General features: G+C 37.4%; 15 protein-coding genes and 1 pseudogene. 2 read left to right on the forward strand and 14 right to left on the reverse strand.

The features are described 5' to 3' along the window. Positions 1-45: 45 nt before the first annotated feature. The 11 genes from ACIQAA_RS17665 to ACIQAA_RS17715 all read right to left on the reverse strand — a co-directional run bounded on the left by ACIQAA_RS17665 (position 46) and on the right by ACIQAA_RS17715 (position 16350). Positions 46-1740, reverse strand: coding sequence for a sigma-54 interaction domain-containing protein (locus tag ACIQAA_RS17665; RefSeq protein ID WP_402621884.1), 1695 nt, complete (start codon positions 1738-1740; stop codon positions 46-48). 142 nt (positions 1741-1882) lie between these two features. Beyond that, on the reverse strand, positions 1883-3346 hold the full coding sequence (gene putP / locus ACIQAA_RS17670; protein WP_402621885.1) for a sodium/proline symporter PutP: 1464 nt from the start codon (positions 3344-3346) through the stop codon (positions 1883-1885). A 127-nt stretch (positions 3347-3473) separates the two neighbouring features. Next, positions 3474-5042, reverse strand: coding sequence for an L-glutamate gamma-semialdehyde dehydrogenase (pruA, locus tag ACIQAA_RS17675; RefSeq protein WP_402621887.1), 1569 nt, complete (start codon positions 5040-5042; stop codon positions 3474-3476). Positions 5043-5071: 29 nt separating this feature from the next. Then, the gene (locus tag ACIQAA_RS17680; protein ID WP_402621889.1) at positions 5072-5986 is read right to left on the reverse strand and encodes a proline dehydrogenase family protein; all 915 of its coding nucleotides are present in this window, start codon (positions 5984-5986) and stop codon (positions 5072-5074) included. Positions 5987-6400: 414 nt separating this feature from the next. After that, complete coding sequence (locus ACIQAA_RS17685) at positions 6401-8374, reverse strand: glycoside hydrolase family 31 protein (protein ID WP_402621891.1); 1974 nt, start codon at positions 8372-8374, stop codon at positions 6401-6403. A 123-nt stretch (positions 8375-8497) separates the two neighbouring features. Next, positions 8498-9112, reverse strand: a complete 615-nt coding sequence (locus tag ACIQAA_RS17690) for a YesL family protein (protein WP_402621893.1) — start codon at positions 9110-9112, stop codon at positions 8498-8500. 145 nt (positions 9113-9257) lie between these two features. Beyond that, positions 9258-10253, reverse strand: a complete 996-nt coding sequence (locus tag ACIQAA_RS17695; protein WP_402621895.1) for a LacI family DNA-binding transcriptional regulator — start codon at positions 10251-10253, stop codon at positions 9258-9260. Positions 10254-10271: 18 nt separating this feature from the next. Next, positions 10272-12551 (reverse strand): beta-L-arabinofuranosidase domain-containing protein, encoded by a 2280-nt coding sequence (locus ACIQAA_RS17700; protein ID WP_402621897.1) that lies wholly within the window; start codon positions 12549-12551, stop codon positions 10272-10274. A 172-nt stretch (positions 12552-12723) separates the two neighbouring features. Then, on the reverse strand, positions 12724-13587 hold the full coding sequence (locus ACIQAA_RS17705; protein WP_402621997.1) for a carbohydrate ABC transporter permease: 864 nt from the start codon (positions 13585-13587) through the stop codon (positions 12724-12726). 102 nt (positions 13588-13689) lie between these two features. Further along, the gene (locus tag ACIQAA_RS17710; protein ID WP_402621999.1) at positions 13690-14547 is read right to left on the reverse strand and encodes an ABC transporter permease; all 858 of its coding nucleotides are present in this window, start codon (positions 14545-14547) and stop codon (positions 13690-13692) included. Between the two features lie 189 nt (positions 14548-14736). Beyond that, the gene (locus ACIQAA_RS17715) at positions 14737-16350 is read right to left on the reverse strand and encodes a type 2 periplasmic-binding domain-containing protein (RefSeq protein ID WP_402621899.1); all 1614 of its coding nucleotides are present in this window, start codon (positions 16348-16350) and stop codon (positions 14737-14739) included. Between the two features lie 975 nt (positions 16351-17325). On the opposite strand from ACIQAA_RS17715, the gene ACIQAA_RS17720 reads away from it, so the two are divergent. Beyond that, positions 17326-18450 carry a GntR family transcriptional regulator gene (locus ACIQAA_RS17720; RefSeq protein WP_402621901.1) on the forward strand — a complete coding sequence of 375 codons (1125 nt, stop codon included), beginning with the start codon at positions 17326-17328 and terminating at the stop codon, positions 18448-18450. 156 nt (positions 18451-18606) lie between these two features. Beyond that, positions 18607-18741 (forward strand): hypothetical protein, encoded by a 135-nt coding sequence (locus ACIQAA_RS17725; RefSeq protein WP_257029356.1) that lies wholly within the window; start codon positions 18607-18609, stop codon positions 18739-18741. A gap of 74 nt (positions 18742-18815) precedes the next feature. On the opposite strand, the gene ACIQAA_RS17730 is transcribed toward ACIQAA_RS17725, so the two are convergent. The 3 genes and pseudogenes from ACIQAA_RS17730 to ACIQAA_RS17740 all read right to left on the reverse strand — a co-directional run bounded on the left by ACIQAA_RS17730 (position 18816) and on the right by ACIQAA_RS17740 (position 21525). Then, positions 18816-19184, reverse strand: a complete 369-nt coding sequence (locus ACIQAA_RS17730; protein WP_402621903.1) for a hypothetical protein — start codon at positions 19182-19184, stop codon at positions 18816-18818. A 190-nt stretch (positions 19185-19374) separates the two neighbouring features. Continuing rightward, positions 19375-19749 (reverse strand): annotated as a pseudogene (locus ACIQAA_RS17735) (CAP domain-containing protein); the annotation flags it as partial. A 1137-nt stretch (positions 19750-20886) separates the two neighbouring features. Then, positions 20887-21525 carry a YesL family protein gene (locus ACIQAA_RS17740; RefSeq protein WP_402621905.1) on the reverse strand — a complete coding sequence of 213 codons (639 nt, stop codon included), beginning with the start codon at positions 21523-21525 and terminating at the stop codon, positions 20887-20889. Between the last annotated feature and the right edge of the window lie 79 nt (positions 21526-21604).

Here is a 21604-nt window from a genome sequence, read left to right on the forward strand (position 1 = left end):
CAGATTGCGTATGGTTAATGCTCCGTCAAAGATTTTATTATAATTTTAACTTAATCCATATTCTTTTATTTTGTTATATAATGTGCCTCTTGAGATGCCCAGTAAACTGGCTGCTGCACTTTTATTTCCGTACGTTTTTTTTAATGCTTCCTCAATCTCTAACGCTTCTGAATTTTTAAATTCTTGCTCTTGTCTATTGATTTCGCCTTTTTTTAAGGAGGTGGAGTTTGCTATTATCTTGCTCCTAATATTCTCCGGCAGATGCTCGCTCATAATAAGTGGTTTATCATTTAGGAGGATCATCCGTTCAATCGTGTTTCTAAGCTCCCGGACATTTCCTGGCCAATCGTAATTCACTAACTGGGTAATTACTTCAGAGTCTATGTCTGGCGCTGACTTTTTATACTTAGAGCTAAATTCCTGAATGTAATTCTCCACTAGTGATACAATATCTTCTTTTCTTAATCGAAGGGGTGGGATATCTATACTGATTACAGATAAATGATAATATAGTTTTTCGTTAAAATTTCCTTCTCTCAGGAGAACATCTATCGATTGTGCAGTGGAAGTAATAATTCTCGTAGGAGATATAATGTCATCAACTCCTCCAACCCGGTAGAAGCGATAGTCTATTAAGTAGTCTAATAATTTTCCTTGTATCGAAAGCGGCATTTTATCAATATCTTCAATAAACAATGTGCCATTTAACGCCTGCTCTATTCTGCCGATCTGTAATGTTTGCTGATCAGTTGAATAAATATCCTTTTGAAAACCAAAAAGTTCAATTTCTAGTAATCCTGAGGGAATGACGGAACAATTTAAGGTGATAAAAGGTCCAGCCGCTTTTGTGCCCCCATAATGGATTGCTTGAGCCAGCATTTCCTTTCCTGAGCCTGGTTCTCCTGTTAAATGCACTGGTATATCTGCATGTGCAACTTTTTGAGCAATTTTCAAGGCTTCTTGAAATTTAGGGCTTCCACTTACCATTTTTGCAAATGGATTTGACTTTTGAACAAGTAAAGCTGAGTTGGAATCAAGTTCTTCGTTAAGACGGATAATATTCGTAATGTTATGTTCGGCAGCAACGCCACCAATGATTTTATTATCGATCATTATTGGTGAAGCATTAATCAAAACATGTGTGTCCTTATTCGGTCGATGATATTGGCCTCTGACAGGCAGTCCTTCATTTAAAATCCTGTGAAGGATAATGGATTCATCACTAAAGTGCTCCCCTATTTTCTTTCCTATTATGTGCTCTTTCTTAATCTTATATGTTTCTTCCGCTGTTAAATTCCAGTATAACACTTCTCCAGCTTCATTTACCGCTGTAACAGAGTCATTGATTGTTTCAGCTAATGCTTGAAAATAGGCTAAAAGTTGACGGTTCTGTTCCTCCAGCTTTTCAATGCGCTGTTCAGATGTTAGGACACCAATGAATTCCCTTTCATTTTTTACCAGAACTGGTCTGCGCCAATCTACATGCGAATGGTCCCACGTATCTGCTGAAACTACTGTGGAAGGGAGCCAATTAAGAGATTCAAGCCAATCAATGATTTTAGTTGATTCATTGCCCAATTCTATCAGCCGGTACTCATAGTTATGAATGATAAAGTATGCTTCACCAGCCACAACGACAAATTTATACTTATCTAGTTTCTTTTTTATTTCTGCTAATGGTATATGGTCATGTACTATTGTGAAGGAGTCATCAAGATGAAATTGCCCACTTTTGAACATACTAAAATCCTTTCAAAGCCTTTTTTTTCACTTTAACATAAAATTAACTGTTCTTTCTACCAATAGAAGTTAAAAAGCTGAACCCGTAAAATACAGGTATCAGCTTTTTCAACTCATTATCTAAAGTAATTTATCATTAATCTTACGCAGATTGCTTATACTGATCAAATTCTCTTTGTAATTTTTCATTTGGTTCTGGAGTCAGTAAACTAACAATCCAGATAGAGGCTAAACTGACAATGAAACCTGGAATAATCTCATAAAGAGTGTTTACTAATACTGGTACATTTGCCCATATGATGACGGTAACAGCCCCGCCAATTATGCCGGCAAGTGCACCCCATCGATTCATTCGCTTCCAGTAAAGACTGAGTAGAATGACAGGTCCAAAAGCAGCACCAAAGCCCGCCCAGGCATAACCAACCAGTGATAAAATAGTTCCATTTTTATCAAATGCAACGATAACAGATATAACGGAAACAACTAGTACCGAAATTCTGCTAATGAACATTAGTTCTTTATCTGTTGCTGATCTGCGAAAAAATGTCTTATAAACATCTTCAGTCAATGAGCTTGCCGTAACAAGAAGCTGTGAAGAAATGGTGCTCATAACCGCCGCGAGTAAGGCCGCGAGCAAAAATCCTGTAATTAAAGGATGGAATAATATCTCACTTAGTTCTATAAAAATCGTTTCTGGGTCAGATAATTTAAGCCCCTGCTTGGAATAATAGGCCAAGCCGATGAATCCTGTAAACATCGCACCACCAACGGAGAAAATCATCCAGCCCATTCCAATCCGCCTTGCTTTTTTTATTTCTTTAACAGATGAAATAGCCATAAAACGGACAATAATATGCGGCTGTCCAAAGTAGCCTAATCCCCATGCCATTAAGGAAATAATCCCTAAGAAAGTGGTTCCTTTAAAAATATCAAATAATTTAGGATCAATTCCCTTAATTTCACTAAAAGCCGGTCCTATTCCACCCACTTTCATGATGGTTACAACTGGAACAAGAATAAGTGCAATCACCATAATCAAACCTTGGACAAAATCGGTCCAACTTACTGCTAAAAAACCACCAAAAAGCGTATAAGCAATGACAACAGAAGCAATAATCCAAAGTCCGACCTTGTAATCAAGATTAAAGGTAGTTTCAAAAAGAACACCTCCTGATACCATACCGGAAGAGACATAGAACGTAAAGAAAACAATAATAACTAGACCAGAAGTTAAACGCAGCATATTTGAATGATCCCCGAAGCGATTTTCAAGGAAAGCAGGTATGGTCATTGAGTTGTTCGCAGTTTCGGTATACGTTCTTAAACTCGGGGCTACGTACAGCCAGTTAAAATAGGCACCAATGGTTAATCCGATGGCAATCCATGACGCACTTAGACCTTGAGAAAACATTGCACCTGGAAGACCCATAAGCAGCCATCCACTCATATCAGATGCCCCTGCACTTAGTGCTGTTACAGCAGCTCCAAGCCCTCTTCCCCCAATCATATAATCTGATAGATTAGATGTACGCTTGTAAGCAAAGTATCCAATTAGTAACATACCAGCCATATAAATACCAATAGAAAAAAGTATTTGTGTACTCAAACCTCATCCCCCGTTCTGTTTTGGCGCGGAAAAATAGTAATCACCCGCTAAAGCGCTTTCAATATTTATACTTTTTTACTTTAACTCTAGGAAATCCCCCTGAGGGGATCTCCTAGCTTGCTTTTTATTATAATTTTCTAGATTTCAGCTTAGCTTGAGTAAACAACAGCAAATAGTCGTACCCGCCAGCTTTTGAATCTGTTCCAGACATATTAAATCCGCCAAATGGATGAGCTCCAACTAAAGCACCTGTGCACTTTTTATTAATATAAAGGTTTCCGCAATGCATATTTTCAAGCGCATAGTCAATTCGTTCCGCATCCTTTGAATGGTAGGCACCTGTTAATCCATAATCAGTATCATTATAAATCTCAATTGCTACCTTCCAGTCAGCTGCTTTAGCAAGGGCAAGAACTGGGCCGAAGATTTCCTCCTGCATGATGCGTGCTTTCGGTTCAACATCAGCAAATACAGTTGGTTCAATATAGAAGCCGTTCCCATTTGCTCTCGATCCACCAGTCAGCAATCTGCCTTCTGTTTTGCCAATTTCAATATAGTTCATGATTTTATCCACTGACTTTTGATCGATAACCGGACCAATGGCATGGTTCTCCTCAGGAATGCCAACCGTTAGGTTCTTGGTTAACTCTGTCACTTTTTCAACCACTTCGTCATAAACAGATTCGACGATAATGGCTCTAGAGCCGGCAGAACATTTTTGCCCTTGGAAGCCGAAAGCGGAAGCAACAATTGCTGCTGCTGCTGCATCCAAGTCAGCTGTTTCATCGACAACTACACCGTCTTTACCGCCCATCTCAGCAATAACACGCTTTAACCACAATTGTCCTGGCTGTACTTTTGACGCTCTTTCATAAATTCGGCATCCCACCGCACGTGATCCTGTAAAAGAAATAAAACGAGTTTTAGGGTGTTCCACTAAATATTCGCCAACATCGATTCCATCTCCAGGGATAAAGTTAAGTACTCCTGAAGGAAGGCCAACCTCTTCCATTAATTCAACAAACTTAGCGGCAATGACAGGTGTAGCATCGGCTGGCTTCAAAATAACCGTATTCCCTGAAACAATCGCTGCTACTGTTGTCCCTGCCATAATGGCTAACGGGAAGTTAAACGGAGAAATCACAATCCCAACACCAAGAGGTATATAGGAAATTTGATTGTCTTCTCCATCAATTTTTGTAAGCGGCTGATGAACACTTGTTTCACTAAGGCGAATCATTTCTCTTGCATAAAATTCTAGAAAATCAATGGCCTCTGCTGTATCTGCATCTGCTTCTGCCCAGTTCTTTCCTGATTCATACACTAGGTAAGAAGAAAACTCATGCTTTCGCTGCCTCATTAAATCAGCCGCTTTGAACAAATACTCTGCACGCTCAGCAGGTGCAACCTTTTTCCAAGTTTCAAAAGTTTTCAAAGCTTCCTGCATTGCTTTTTCAGCTAATTCTTTGTTTCCCTTACTAACACAACCCACTACTTCATCTACATTTCCTGGATTAATGGAAATCGTTTGGTCCTCAGTAAATAGTTTTTCACTGCCAATCACCAATGGGTATTTCTTTCCTAACTCTTTTTTGACTTTTGCAAGTGCCATATTCATGGATTGCTTATTTTCTTCATTCGAAAAATTAGTAAAAGGTTCATTTTTGAAAGATGCTATTTGTGTAGCTGTTGTCATAATGATTTCTCTCCTTATATGTAAGATTGTTATTTTAGTAGATTTTTTAACACAAACCAGACATTAGCAGGTCTTTCGGCTAACCGTCTCATAAAATAGCCAAACCAGTCGACTCCGTATGGAACATAAACACGTACTTTAAAGCCTTCTTTTACAAGCTTGTCTTGTATATCCTCACAAATACCGTATAACATCTGGAATTCAAATTGTTCTTTTGGGATTTGGTACTCACTAACAACTGATTTCGTATATTCAATCATCGTTTCATCATGGGTTGCAACGGCTGTATAATTCCCGTTTAGGAGATGCTGCTTAATGATTTTTTTGAAATTATCATCTACGTCTTTTTTCTCTGGAAATGCAACAGATGGAGACTCTTTGTAAGCTCCTTTTACGAGACGCAGATTGGCTTTTTGAAGATTCAAGTCAGCAATGTCCTGCTCCGTTCTATAAAGGTATGCTTGAATGACCACACCCACATTGTCATATTCCTGGCGTAACTCTCTGAAAATATCTAATGTGATTTGGCAATGCTCGTAATCTTCCATATCGATTCTGACAAAATTTTGATGAAGTTTGGCACGATCAAGAATTTTACGCATATTTCTCATACATAATTCCCGGCTAATATCCAGTCCTAGTGAGGTCATTTTTAGAGAAAGATTTGACTTTACCCCGGCTTCCGCAATAGCATCCAGAGTTTGAATACACATTGCCGTTGACTCAAGCGCCTCTTCTTCGGTATAAACAAATTCCCCAAGATGATCCAAGGTTACAACTTTGCCTTCACTATTTAACTTTCTTACAGCATTAATAGCTGTCTTAATCGTTTCTCCTGCGACAAATCGTCCAGCACCAAAACGCAATCCGTATTTCTTTGCAAGTTTATTGGCTGAGGTATTTTTCCCTAATGATTGAAACATATTTCTCATCAGTAATTCCAAACCATCCATCCCCCTTTACAATATAAACACTGTTGTTTATCATTTAACATCTTTACATAATTTTATAACACTTTTAACAAAACTGTCTATATATTTTAAAAATAAACAATATTGTTAAATCGATAAAATGAATATACCCTTTTTTAAACATTTTTTAAACACTTATGTTAAAAATTCTGACACGTTATTTGTAAATTTTTCACAATACCCATCTAGTATTTATAACGGTTTCGTCAACTGAAGGATCAATAAAAGAAAAACTACCCAGGATTGTCAGTTGTGACAACACCTGGGTAGTTTTCGGACTTATTATAAATCGTTTCCGATTCGACATAGACACAACATTGATAGGTACTCCATTAAATCATCTGATTTTCCTCATTTTGTACTTTCGTATCTACTTCAGCCTATAATTCACGAAGAAACAATTGGAAGATCTACGCCATTCTTTAGGAACAACGGAATTCGTTCTAATGGGGCCTCTATGGTTATCTGTTTTCCCCCTTCAAAAATTAGTCCAGAATAAGGATCCTTCCATACTGTCCCCTTCGGCAAATATAAACTGCGGCTTCTCTCCCCTTCATTCAAAACAGGAGCAACTAGGATATCGGGACCAAACATGTATTGATCCTCTACATCCCAAGCATTGGCGTCTTCTGAAAAGTCATAAAATAGCGGCCTCATTGGAGGAGTGCCTTTCTCATGTGCTTCCTTCATAATTCCAGTTATATAAGGACGGAGTCTTTCACGCAAATGTAGAAACTCCTTAAAAATTTCATATGCCACCTCTCCGTAACTCCATACCTCATTCGCAGCTCCGCTATGACATTGGCCTCCACCAGTGGTTCCTATTGGCTTTTGAGCAGGCAATCTGTCACCATGGAGTCGGAATACTGGACAAAATACACCATACTGAAACCATCGAATCATACATTCTCGAAACGAAGGATCATCCGGATCCCCACCGTGAAAGCCTCCTATATCGGTTGTCCACCATGGAATTCCTGCGATGGCCATATTTAGACCAGCACGTACTTGAATGCCTAATACCTCAAAACTAGAATGAATATCACCAGACCAAGCTAGAGCACCATAACGCTGACTACCAGCCCATGCAGCCCGGACTAGGTTAATAATATTGGTTTGGCCTTCCACAGCCATCCCTTCGTAGAATGTCTGACTATATTTGCTTGGATATATATTTCCTACCTGTAAACTGGAGCCAAGGTGATAGCGATAAATATCATGATCGTAAACAGTAAATTCCGGTTCAGCTTCATCTAGCCAGAACACTTTAATACCTTTGTCATAATAATTTTTCTTGATTTTTTTCCATAAGTATTCCCTTGCTTCAGGGTTAGTAGCATCGAATATAGCATTTTGCCCCAAGAACTGAAATTGGGTACGAACCCCTCTATCCGATCTGACGAGATAACCTTTTTCAATCATTTCCTGATAATTTTCACTCTCAGTTTGAACAGTTGGCCAGACTGATATCATAAGTTCGATACCCATTTCTTTTAATTCTTGAACCATACCTTCAGGATCAGGCCAATACTCCGGATCAAACCTCCAATCGCCTTGGTTTGTCCAATGGAAGAAATCTATGACTATGACAGAAATCGGAAGCTCTCTCCTTTTGTACTCCCTCGCAACCTCTAACAGCTCTTCTTGCGTTTGATATCTTAATTTACACTGCCAAAAACCCATACCATAGTCAGGCATCATCGGGACAGTACCCGTGACAGACGCATAAGATTCTTCAATCTCTGCAGGAGTATCTCCTGCTGTGATCCAGTAATCTAGTTGCTTGGTGGAAGGTGCTGTCCATTCAGTTACATTAAGATTAAAGTTCACTCGTCCAACTGCAGGATTATGCCAGAGAAATCCATATCCTAAGCTAGACATAACGAAAGGAACACTTGACTGGCTATTTCGGTGAGTTAGTTCCAACATACATCCCTTCAGGTTAAGGAAAGACTGCTGGTACTGACCCATCCCAAAAAGTTTTTCCTTTGGATCAGACTCTAGACGCAGTGTCAGGCGATAGTCACTACTTCCTGGATAAGGGATTAACTCTCTACCGCCGTACTTAAGTTGATAGGTGTTCTCTGTTTCTCTTAATAAAACTTCACCTTTCTGATTATAAATAGTCACTTGACCATTTCGCTTAATTTCCGCTCTTATTTTTCCATTAACAATAATCGCAGCTCTCTCGTTTACGGTAATTTCTGCTTTTATTTCCCGCACAGGCAATAATGCCCAATTATTATCTTCTATTGTGCTGTATGATGCACGGACGCGCAGGGCATCCTCTCCCCAAGGTTCAATCCATAGTTTCTCCGAATCAAACTCCCTAATAAGGCGATTTCCGTCGATTTTGAACATGGTACTATTCCCCTCCCTCCATATAGATACAATCCTTTTTTGCCAATCTTACGTCCGTGAGAATAGATGCATCAAATATTGTCTTGTTGTAGTGTAAACATCCACCTCTTTAAAACTGATTATTCATTTTCCTGATACTCGGCCACTTACTACTTCCATTCTTTGAAAACCCCGGTTACATAACAAGAAGTTAATATATGCGGCACAACTAAAAATAATTAAAAAAGCAGCAGGAAAGTAATATAAAACAAATCCGAAAACCGCCAGGATCATAAGTATTAACACCGCAGTTTGAAAATTGGCTATGGTTGCCATAAAGGAATTTTTAAGGACTTCCTTCCAATCGATATTATAATGAGCAATCACAGGAAATAGAAAGGTAGAAACGGTTAAAAATAATAAACTAGTTAAAAACAAAGGAATCATTATAATATATCTAATTGCAGTTCCATCCTGGTTTAGATAAAAGTAATTAAAATATAGTAGTATCGCTAACACCGTCCAGATGATACCCACTATAAAACTAGTTTTAAAATTTTCCTTAAAATATCTGAAATAGTTTCTTATCACACTGGTATCCTGATGCAATCCCCACTGCCTTACAACGCTATACATAGCAGATGTAGCAGGGGCGATCGTTACAATAGGTATGCATGAAACAATCCAAAAAATATTTAGTATTAAGAGATTAGAAAATCTATCAACTATTGCATAAAATCTACTATCTAAAAAATTCATCTAAACCACCCATTTCTGAAAAGTTTTATACACGCTCCACATAGTTTCAGAATAATGGTAATTATTATCTACAGATACTCAAGTCTGAAAACTAAGCTGCTGCAAATAGCTGTGTGATTAACTAAAGATAACCCCGTTACTAAAATTAAATTGATTCCCCTTCGATAATTTTATAATCAAGAGATCTGCATGATTTTGTTGAAAAGTTTCCTTTTTCTATTTTCATAATTAAACTTTCAACAGCCATTGTCCCAATTGTTTCTACCGGATATTCCACAGTGGTTAATTTTGGTGTCACATACTTTAGAACATCAATATTATCAAAGCCCATGAGCCCAACATCGTCGGGGATTTTGATTCCCTTTTCCTTCAGAAAGTTCATTACTTCTAGTGCATACAAATCACAAGAACAGACGATAGCTGATTTAGTTTCTTGAGAAAAGGTTATTTTATCTAACTCATTTAAGTACTGACTATCCTTAATGATTAAAGGTTCGTCTTCGATCCCTTCCAATGACAAACCTTCTAGGAAGCCTTGTAACCTTTCTTCTTGTGTATAAATATTTACTTTTCCTAAATACTTTAATGGAGGACAAATATAAATAAATTTCTTATACCCCTTATTTATTATGTGACAAACTGCATCTCTCATTGCTGCTCTTTCTTGAATTCCAACATATTCCCAGTTATCAGAGATATAATTAAAAATCGTAATAATCGGGATGGAGAAGCCCCGTAAATACTCTTCGAAAGCTTCCCCATGATTGACAGTAAAAAGAATAATCCCATCTACCTTATGACTTGCTAAATATTCAATACACTGTTTTTCATTTTCTGGATTTTTATCAGTTAGAGCAACATAGATAAAGTAGCCATTTTCTCTTGCCTTTAATTCAACTGCATTTAATAATTGTGCAAAAGATCGATTATTTAAATCAAATAATACAATCCCTAGTGTCATCGTCTTCCCTTTTGCCAAGCTCCTGGCCGTAAAATCAGGACGATAATTTAACTTTGTTGCTGCTTCTAAAACTACCTTCTTGGTTTTTTCCTTAATTCCTGGTCGATTATTTAATGCCCTGTCTACTGTGCCGGCTGATACCCCACAATAATCAGCAATATCTTTTATGGTAACTCCCATAACTTTTCCAAGCCCCCCTTACACAATGGGAGAATTGATGATTCTCACTCCATAAACTCCCCCGGCTGCCTTTCCTTCCGTAGAAGAAAATTTAACTTCCACTTTTTCCTTTTTATTCGTCAGTGATGTCGGAATTTCATAACATACATCAATTAGAGAATCTGATAATTTACCATTCAGCTGTTGATGTGCGATGACATTACTATCAATGAGAATTTCAAAATCACGTTCCCACTTATTTCCATCAAGGTAAAGGGTATTATCACGACCATAATATGTAACTAATAGATACATTTGTTTATCAGGTTCCACTGCCATATCGTAACTAAAATATCCTTCGCCACGACTATCACGCCACGGCTTCTGAACCACATTAAAGTATCCAGTAGTTGAATTTTTGGATTTTATACCATGCTCGATTTCTGGCTGTTGTTCTCCCGGTTGAACAACATCTACTGTTACCGCTCTCATTTTTTCGAAATCTTCTTTTTCTTGATCCACGAATGTCTCATATTCCTTTTGTTCCATTAAATTCCAGTAAAGTGTGTACCGCTGATGATGCAGCTCATAAAATGGAATCAGGGATACCTTTACATTTCCAGGCTGTCCTACTTCTATTGTCTCGAAAGTCAATGGCGAACCTTCTACAGGTTTAATCCATTGTTCCAGATTGTTTTTATCGGCGACTAGCGTAGGAACATCAATTAAGGGATGATTATTCAATTTTAGATGATCATCTAAAATATCGCTTTCCGGGAAGTTTTGTCGCCCTAAAGCACCTGCTAAAACAACTGGTCCATACATAATCCCTACTTTAGTTGGATTATCTTTTGCTGTATAGGAATGAAGGGACATCGGTAGTTCAAATTCGATTGTGTCTCCTGAATTCCAGTTTCTAGCTATGGTTAGATAACCTTCTTCAGAGGCTGCATATGTTTCTTTCCCATTGATAACTGCCTTTACCTGTCCTGATACCCAATTTGGTATACGGATATGAACCTTTAGAAATTCTGCTTCTGACTCTTCGACTAAAATTTTTACCTTACTGGATCTTGGGAAGTCGGTAATTTGTTTGATTTTCACTTTCTTATCTTCCATCACTAATTCCGAAGCAATATATAGATTGACATATAATTGGTCATTTTCCCGATAATAAATATTCCTTGTGTACCTTGCTGGATTTTCCATTCCTGTTCCGGTACAGCACCAGAAAGAATCGTCATGTGAACAATATACTTTAAAATGTCCTGGCTGTGTTGAAACAAAATAAGTTTTCATTCCAGAATCCGGATCCTGTGATGCAAGAATATGATTATAAAGAGCTCGTTCATAATAATCAAAATATTGAGCTTGGTGAGACCATTTGTATAAGAACTCAGTAAGCTTCAGCATGTTGTATGTATTGCACGTTTCATTCGTGGTAATTCCTAGTGTTTCTTTATTAATTGGTCCGAAATGTTCTCCGATACTATTACCGCCAATTATATAGGTACGGTTTTTTGTCACTTCATTCCAGAAGAAAACGGCCATATTTTTATAATCTTCATTTCCCGTGATTTCAAATAGTTTAGCAGCCCCAATAACCTTTGGTATTTGAGTATTGGCATGCTTTCCTTCGAGCTCATCCATTCCTTTTGCAAGAGGATCGAGGATTGAGTTATGACAAAAACGAATCGCAAGCTCCAAGTAATCCTGATTATCTGTAATGGTGTATAAATCGGCAAGCGCTTCATTCATACCTCCATGCTCACAAATTAACATCCTTTGGAACTGCTCATCCGTAAGGTTGTCTGTTCCCTTTTTTGCCCAATCAGCAAGTTTCGTTACAACCTCAAGAGCTTTTTTATTGCCTGTTAACGTATAAACATCAATAAGCCCTGCATAAATTTTGTGGATACTATACCAAGGTACCCAGCCGCCGGCAAGACCAAAGTTCTCTACCTCAAAATCTCCTGTAAATACTTTATCAAAGCATGTTCTTGGGAAACCACTGACATACCCATCAGAATCTAAGCTTTGGACATGGGCAAGTTCATCCACTGCATATTCAAGTTTCTGAAGCAGTACTGTATCTTCTGCGACAGCATACATCGTCGCTGCAGCTGAAAGCCAATGTCCGATGGAATGTCCAGCGATTCCTGTAGATTCCCAGCCTCCGTAACGAGGCTTTTTGGGTGATTGTGATACAGCTTCAAAGCATGGTGCAATCAGCCTGTCAACATCCAGTGTGATTAAAAATTCCTTTCCCTTATCTTGTGATTCTTTAAATATTCCATCTATCAGTCTTACGTTTGTCATTCTCGGAACACTCCTTCTATTAAAAATTAATCTATATGTATAGTAGGGATTAATAGTAGTAAATAAGTTTAAATAGCTATCGAATTAGATCGATAGCTATTTAATTGAGTATCAACTTTAATCTTCATTAGCTATTCCTTATTTAATTCTGCACCACGTGCCAGAATAACAATCAACCTTTTACTGATCCAATCATTACACCTTTTTCAAAATACTTTTGAATAAATGGATAAACAATTAATATTGGCAAAGTTGAAACGATGATAACACCGTATTTAATTTGGTCTGCATATCTTTGTGCATATCCGCCTGCAGCCCCACCGGATCCTGCTCCCTCAGCAAACACTTGGTTAGAAAGAAGTATATCCCTTAATACAATTTGCAGCGGCTGCAAGCTATAGTCTCGAATATAAATTAAACCTGTGAAGAAATCATTCCAGTGACCGACTAAGTAGTATAGACCCACGACTGAAATAACGGCCTTTGATAATGGCAATACCACTTTTCCAAAAAATTGAAAATGTGAACAGCCATCCATTTGGGCAGCTTCAAACAATTCCTTCGGGATGGAACTTTCAAAAAACGTTCGAACAATAATTAAGTTAAATACATTTACTGAGAATGGAATAATAAATACCCACATATTGTTTGTTAAGTTTAATTCTTTCATTAATAGATACGTAGGAATTAATCCACCATTGAAAAACATGGTAACAACGAAAACAAACATTAAGATCCTTCGTGCTTTAAATTCATGTCGTGATAATACATAGGCTGCTGGTAATGTTAACAATAAGTTAAGAGCAGTACCCAAAACAGTGTAAATAATCGTATTTTTGTACCCCACCCAAATCCTTGTATCTTTAAAAATCTCTGTGTATCCAAATAGACTGAATCCTTTTGGATATAAAGTCACTTGACCTGTTGAAACGAGTGTTGAGTCACTTACAGATGCGATAACGACAAAGTACAAAGGATAGGCAACAATTAAAAAGACGAAGACAGAAAATACAAAGATCAAAATATCGAAAATCATATCAGAAGTAGTTTTACCTTTTTTATTAAAAAGGTCCATGACCTTCCCTCCTAGCATGGCAGAGTGTCATCCAAACCAACGATGATGTTTGGAGTTGTCTAATTACCATAAACTAATATTTGAAGTTTTCTTTGCGATGAAATTCATAGCGATTAAGAATACGAAATTAATCATTGTGTTAAATAAGCCAATGGCTGCTGAATAACTAAACTGGTTCGAGATGATACCTATTTTATATACATAGGTTGCAATCACCTCAGAAACTGGAAGATTCAATGGGTTTTGCATTAAGAATATTTTTTCGAAGCCTGTATTTAAGATATTCCCCATACTTAAGATAAATAGAATAATCATCGTTGGTACAATCGCTGGTAAATCTACATTTTTGATAATTTGCCATCTATTTGCCCCATCAATTTTGGCAGAATCATATAATTGTGGGTCTACACTCGCAAGTGCTGCTAAATAAATGATGCTATTCCATCCGGCATGCTGCCAAATATCAGAAAGAACATATACAGGTACGAATGTATTCTCTGAAGCTAATAGGTTTATATCTCCTAAACCTATGCTCTTCATAATATGTCCAACAATTCCTGTTTCCGGTGATAATAAGACATTTAACAACCCTACCATTACAACCATTGAGATAAAATGCGGCAGATATACTGTTGTTTGGATCGTTTTCTTCCATTTTTTCCATACCACCTGATTAATTATTAACGCTAAAATAATCGGTGCCGGAAATCCTAATATAATCGTCGCTAAACTAATAACCACCGTATTTTTCATTAAATCTGCAAACATATAATTGTTGATGAATTCTTTAAAGTAGTGTAATCCTACCCATTCGCCACCAGTAATTCCCTTAGTAAAATCATACTCTCGGAAAGCTAATTGAACCCCATACATAGGTATGTAATTAAAGATAATGATAACTAGAATCGCAGGCAAAATCATGATCCACAATTGATAATCACGAATAAAAGTGTTTACTATTGTTGGTTTTTTCACTATTGGCGCGTTAGAAATACTCGTATTCACTTTTTTAGCTAGAGGGTTATTTACTGCCACAAATATATACCTCCTTTTTTACGAAGATGCTATACCGCCTAAAGACGGTATAGCATCTTCCAAATTAGTATTCTATTAATTCTTGCTCATGTATTCATCATAATACTTTTGCATAATCTTAATGTTTTCAGGTAAGCCGGTTTTCTCTGCATTTTTCACATAGGCATCCCATTCTTTCTCAATACCGCCTTTTGTTATCCACTGCGAAAATTTCGGCATTGCCAAACTCATAAGATTTGTATTATTTAAGGATAATTTTGAATTGTCCTCTTTGCTGTATTTAATAAATATACCAGGGTAAAGATCTTTTTCCTCATCTACAGCATCTAAAACAGCATTTAGCGGTTCAGTTTGCTGTCCTACTGATTGCATATCCGTACCAAGCTCAATCTTTAAGTCATCAGCAATATACATTGGTCCGTTATCAGCCCATGTAGAAGTCCATTTCCATGTACCCGGGTCCATTTGCTTATCTGCAGGCGGTAATATTTTGTAGCTGCCGTCACCATTTTTAGCAATATTGGTGTCTAATGAACCAAATAACACTTGCAAACTTACTTCCGGATCATAGATTGCATTGATGAATTTTAACGCTGCATCTTTATTTTTGGATTGGGATGAAAGTGTTATCATATTGGCACCATAGTTCAACGTGTTATAATCATATGCCCAAGATAACTTTTCAGTTGAGTCAGCTGATTTCTTTAATGGAGCCATTGGTGTATATTGTGGAGCTAGCGTGTTTCCGAATCTGTCTGTTAATTCCCATCCATACGTATAACCAACTTTTGCAACATCGCCAGTACCACGAGATACGGATTGGAATTTAGTGTAATCCTGAGTAAATACTTCTTTACTGATTAATCCTTCTTTATAGAGTTTATTCAAGAAGACAATGAATTCTTTATAACGGTCATCCGTAAGGAAATTTTTCACTTCTCCGTCTTCAACAAAATACCCCTGTCCACTGCCTTCTGCTACAGTAATACCCATGCTTCCCAAAAGAACAGTCGGGTGGAAGAAACCAAATCCTCCTGTTCCAACTGGAGCAAAATCCATTGGAATTTCATCATTTTTGTCGCCGTTTCCGTTAGCGTCCTCATCCTTAAACGCTTTCAAAACTGTGTATAATTCGTCCCAGTTTGTCGGAACTTTTAACCCAAGATTTTCCAACCATTGATGATTGATGAATTGTCTGGTTGCAGTTCCAGGCCAAAATCTTTGGTATTTAGGCAGCCCATAAATGTTTCCATCTAATTGTGTCGCAATTCCTTCTGTTTCAGGTTTTGCATCAAACATCGCTTGTACATTTGGAAGCTTATCCATGTCATCAGATAAATCTTCAAATAAGCCTTGGTATTGTACAAAATCAGCGTCTGTAATAGCATTAGGTCCAATAATTAAGTCAGGAACATCGCCGCTGGCTAGCATGGCACCCTTCTTTTGATCCCAGTCTGCTGTTACCTCTTCCCACTTGATTTTAACCCCTGCTTCTTCTTCTACCTTTTTCAGCCATTCCATATTCTTAAGATCTTGTGTTAATGGATGTTTTGTAATTAGGGCTGTTATTTGCGCCTTCCCATCTTTCGTAGTAGCAGCTTCTTCTTTGTCTACTTTTTCATTTGAACACGCTGCCAATACTGTAGCAGATAAAGAGAGTGCAAGAAAACCATTTAGTACCTTTTTCATCTGATTTCCCCCATTATGAATAGATTTTTATTGAAATAGTTCATATGCAATACCTATGGCTTTGCATAAAACTACTACTTCCATTGTTAAGACCCTCTTTTCCTCAACCCGGAGGAATCATGCGTAAAGGATTTACCCAGGTGTAACCGCATACATTTTATTCCCGCATAAAAAACAAAAATTCGTATGTACATGATCTAATTTTAAATAAAGTTAATGAATTGTGTACGCACACGAAAATATAAATAAACAAGATTACACTTTGTGTACGCACACGAAATTCTTAATAAAACGACATTTTCATTTGTACGTACACAGTATTATTCTCATCTACCTCGTGTACGCACACATTTTTTCATATTCTTTGTGTATGTACACGGATTACAAAAAAAATCAGAATTTTCTGTACGTACATAGGAAAAATATGAAATCATGGTACGTACAAGTTGCGGTAAAAAAATACGATAAATATAATGGGATTTAAAGAATTTATTGTGAAGCTAGGTTTCTACAAAACTAGGATTTGATGTTGTACTGAGGTGTGTTATGTAAGAAAGGAGAATATTATTTGATAATCTTCAAGTTGTTCCCTAGAGGATATTTTAATGATAGCGTTTTATTCTTGTGCAGTCAACTTTTTTTTGTAAAATTGAAAAAATACTATCCCTTACATTGGTAGATTATAAAAAATAAAAGCCTCTGCAAAATAGCAAAACCCAAATTAAGATTTATGATAAATACTTAAAGGAAAACCGCTGGCAGTAAGTTTATTGTTTCGGGAACTTTATGAGGATACACCACTTTATTAATTGACATTTTCATTATAGCGTTGAACATTTTCTGAAATTGGCTCATACACTTTTGAACAATTCTTATCTCATAGTCAACTTGAGAATTATTTGGTAGGATAGGATTATTAATAATGTCATACGTATGAGTTATAAACTTTGCTTAAAAATTGAAGGTGGTGAGACAGTGTCAGCAAAAACGAAATACAATATCGTAAAGGAACAAATCACAGAATGGATTACAAGCGGAAAGGTGAAACCTGGTGAAAAAATTTATTCTGAAAATGAGCTAGTTAAAATGTTCGGAGTCAGCAGACATACTATTCGTCAAGCTGTTGGAGATTTGGTTCACGAAGGTTTACTTTACAGAGAACAAGGAGCGGGAACCTTTTGCTCCTACAAACCAGATCAAACAAGGGAGCAGACTCCATCACTAAATGATAAATCCAACAACACCGTGAAAAATATTGGAGTTATAACCACTTATATATCTGATTATATATTCCCATCCATTATAAAAGGAATTGAATCCCATTTAACTGCCCAGGGATATTCATTGACCCTTGCTTGCACGGATAACGATCTGGAAAAGGAAAAACAATGTCTACAGACAATGTTAAAAAGAAATATTGATGGACTTATCGTAGAACCTACAAAAAGCAGCCATTACAACCCAAATATAAAATACTATCTGGAATTGGAGCAAAACAACATTCCTTATTTAATGATTAACCAATACTATTCACAGCTTATGCCCCCGCACATTATCATGAATGATGAACATGGAGGTTTTATCGCTGCTGAACATTTAATAAAGCTGAGTCACGAAAAAATTTTAGGTCTATTTAAAAACGATGACCTCCAAGGGGTAAACCGTATGCAAGGCTTTATTCACGCTTTTAGAGAACATAGCCTGCCTTTGTTCCCGGAGATGGTCATTACTTTTACAACAGAAGATCAGAATATCAACTTATTGGAGCGATTAGAGAAATTCTTTAAAACAGATTCTAGGCCTACTGCAATAGTTTGTTATAACGACCAGCTCGCTATAAATGTATTAAATATGCTAAGACGTCTTGGCTTAAGGGTACCTGAGGATATATCAATCGTGGGCTTTGATGATTCATCTTTGGCAGTGGCCACAGAAGTAAAACTAACATCTATAACCCATCCAAAAATGGATATGGGTATCGAAGCCGCTAAATGGATTATTTCTGCAGTTGAGAAAAAAGGGCATCCCCCATCCATTGTATATGAGCCAGAATTAGTGATTAGAAATTCTACTGCTTCCTTCCGCGAAAGCACAAAGTGATATCGTTACAATCATCAAATCCAAAGGACCAAACGGCACAAATGTCTAATGGTCCTTTTCATTTTCCTTTGCTTTTTCAAATAGCTCCATTCCAATCCTCCTGACAACATAATTCTAAAAAAATTGAAGAGAATAAGGTTTTGGAGGTGAAAAATAATGGATGAGAATACAAAAAGCTATCCCAATGCGAGTTTAGGCGGAAAAAAGTCTAATGAAAAAGGTGAAGGTGATTCTGGCCATATGCGTTATGGCCAAGGGAACAAGGGCGAAAGCAAAGGTAGAAACAAGTAAGGGCATCGAGTGAGGCTTATTCCTCATTGAGGCTCTTATAAAAGAAGCACGCCTGAGCGTGCTTCTTTTATAAGCTATTGACGAAATATCTGATTCTGGAAGCTTTGCATCGGCTGTGATTGGAAGGCCGGATTTACAAACGTTTGATGTTGAAATCCAACTGAACCTGTCTGACCTGAAAGTTCCCGTTCCAGCTGATTACATTGAGCAATGACTTCTTGACATCTCTGAATAGCCATTTCATGTCCTTGGAGGCTTTGTTGAATGGTTTGAACTGCCATCCGCTCTTTTTGAATCATTTGCTCTAGCACCTGAGCATTTTGCTTCTCATTTTGAAGCATTTGTTGATATTGCTGATTTGCCATTTGAGTTTGTTGAATTAACTGTTGTGCTAGCTGACGGCATTGTTGAATATGAGTAATTGAATGTTGGCTTGTATACATGCGTAATTCCCCCCAGTTTTAGGACTGTCTTGTGACACATGGGATTGAAATTCAACCCTCTATTATAATCCGCGTTTTGCACCCTTCTCATTCTCCAAGCCGAATTCCAAATAATGATGAGTATAGCTGCTAAGTTGTCTGATTACATAGAAGAAAGGAATCCGAGACGGATTCCTTTCAATTGTTTTTATTATTTGCCAATAAACATTTGTGTCCAGTGGTTACCAGACTTTTCGTACCCTACACCAATATGGGTAAAGTTAGCACTTAAGATGTTCTTTCTATGCCCTTCGCTGTTCATCCAGGCATTTACGACTTCTTGAGGTGTACGTTGTCCCTGGGCGATATTTTCGCCAGCAGATCTATACGTCACGCCAAAGTCCCTCATCATGTCAAATGGTGAACCATATGTTGGGCTTGTATGTGAAAAATAATTGTTTTGAGCCATGTCTACTGATTTCTTTTGTGCCACTCCACTTAATTTTGTATCGTGTTTTAAAGCCGGCAGACCGTTTTTACTGCGTTGAGCATTGGTTAAATCTATTACCTGTTGAACGTATGCACTGACGTCACCAGTTGCTGGAGCAGGTGCAGCTGGTTTCGGTGCCGGTGCAGCTGGTTTCGGTGCCGGTGCAGCTGGTTTCGGTGCCGGTGCAGCTGGTGCCGGTGCTGGTGCAGCTGGTTTCGGTGCCGGTGCTGCAGGAGCTGGTTTCGGTGCCGGTGCTGCAGGAGCTGGTGCTGGCGCTGCTGGTGCTGGCGTTGGTGCAGCTGGTCCTTGTTGTTGGTTTGGTGCTTGTGCTGTCGGTCCTTGCTGCTGGCCAGGAGTCCTTCCTTGTTGGCCGCCAAATTGGTACCATTGGACTGATCCGAACGGAATATACCTATACTGAGCGTGTTGAATTAATATCGCTTTTGTATGAGGGTAACTTTTACTATCCAAAGTTGTTCGATCAGCAGAGATATTTAAAGCATCGTTCATATTGTTGTTATTGTTGTTATTGTTGTTATTGTTGTTTTTATTGTTCCTTACATTAATGAAATCACGGTCGTTATTACGACTTAAAGGATTGTAATGGACATTATTGGTGTTAATGCCTCGATCAGTCGTACGATCGTTATTCACATTTGTTGTTGTATTGTTGTTTCGATTGTTGGTGCGATTATTATTTACATTTCTTGTACCGTTGTTTCGATTGTTCGTACGATCGTTATTTACATTGGTAATATAACGGTCATTGTTGTTCCGATAATTGGTGTTACGATCCCAATCCGGATCATTATTATCACGATTGGTGTAATCCTCAGTAAGTGGACCATTATGGTCAATACCGTCATCTCTGTTGTTCCCAACCGTTAAAAACGTATTGTCTCGATCTGCCCTGCTTGTACGCACTTCGTCTGCTGCATCATTATTGTTATTACACGCAGCAAGACCGAATGTTAAAACCCCAGATAGTAGTAAGCCTAATGGCTTTTTTATCAACCTAATTACCCCCTTGCAAAAATTATTTTTTTGCCTTCTTATTGTTGATTATTTTTCAATAAATATTGATGGAAATAATCGTGTTTTTTTACATAAAAAAAACCGTATGGTAATGAAACCAAACGGATTTTTTCATATTTACATGGGTAAATTAATATGAAGTTGTAAACGTAGCGGCAGAAAAATACTTGCAGAAGTCAAAAACAACTTGATGATTATTTACTGTTCTTGAATTAACAGCTGTGATTTTTGATTGATTTTTTCAAAGGCATTGGTTGCCGGTTTCATAATAAATAGTGCTAATAGGTTGCCGCTATACAATAGACAAATCGGCGGCGCATAGGATAATACAAAAAGTATGCCAAAGCTGCCAATCAGCATATAAAAGGTAGATAGCGGGTTCATAATCATCACAAAAAACGAGTTTTTAATTACCTGACTTAGCTTCATATCATAATGGACAAAAATCGGAATGATATAAAACAGCATTGATATAAAAATGAGCGTGATGATAAAAAATGGGACATAAAGAAATGAAAAGAAGCTATTCGCAGCATGTTGGACGAACTGAAAATCAATGTATAAGATTAAGCCAATGGAAACAATAATCACTCCGAGGATATTACTCTTTAAAAATTCTCGTTTATATGCAGTCCAAAAAGTCTTAAAAATAGACATTTCATCGTTACCTAGCATCCATTTACGAGCAACTGCGAACATGGCCACCGTTGCAGGAAAAAATCCAAAGATGATAAGACCTAGGAGCGAAAATGAAATCCATAATAAATTTAAGTACGCTAGTCTTGATATCCAGTCAAGGAATTTATTAAAACTGCCCAAAAATCCTGAAGTGTCCATTTGTAATCCTCCTTAAACCGTTATACCCTAAGTTATTAATTATTGTTTCTTTGCCACTTCCAATTAGAGTACGAAGTGG

The organism is Neobacillus sp. NPDC093182 (assembly GCF_044754045.1).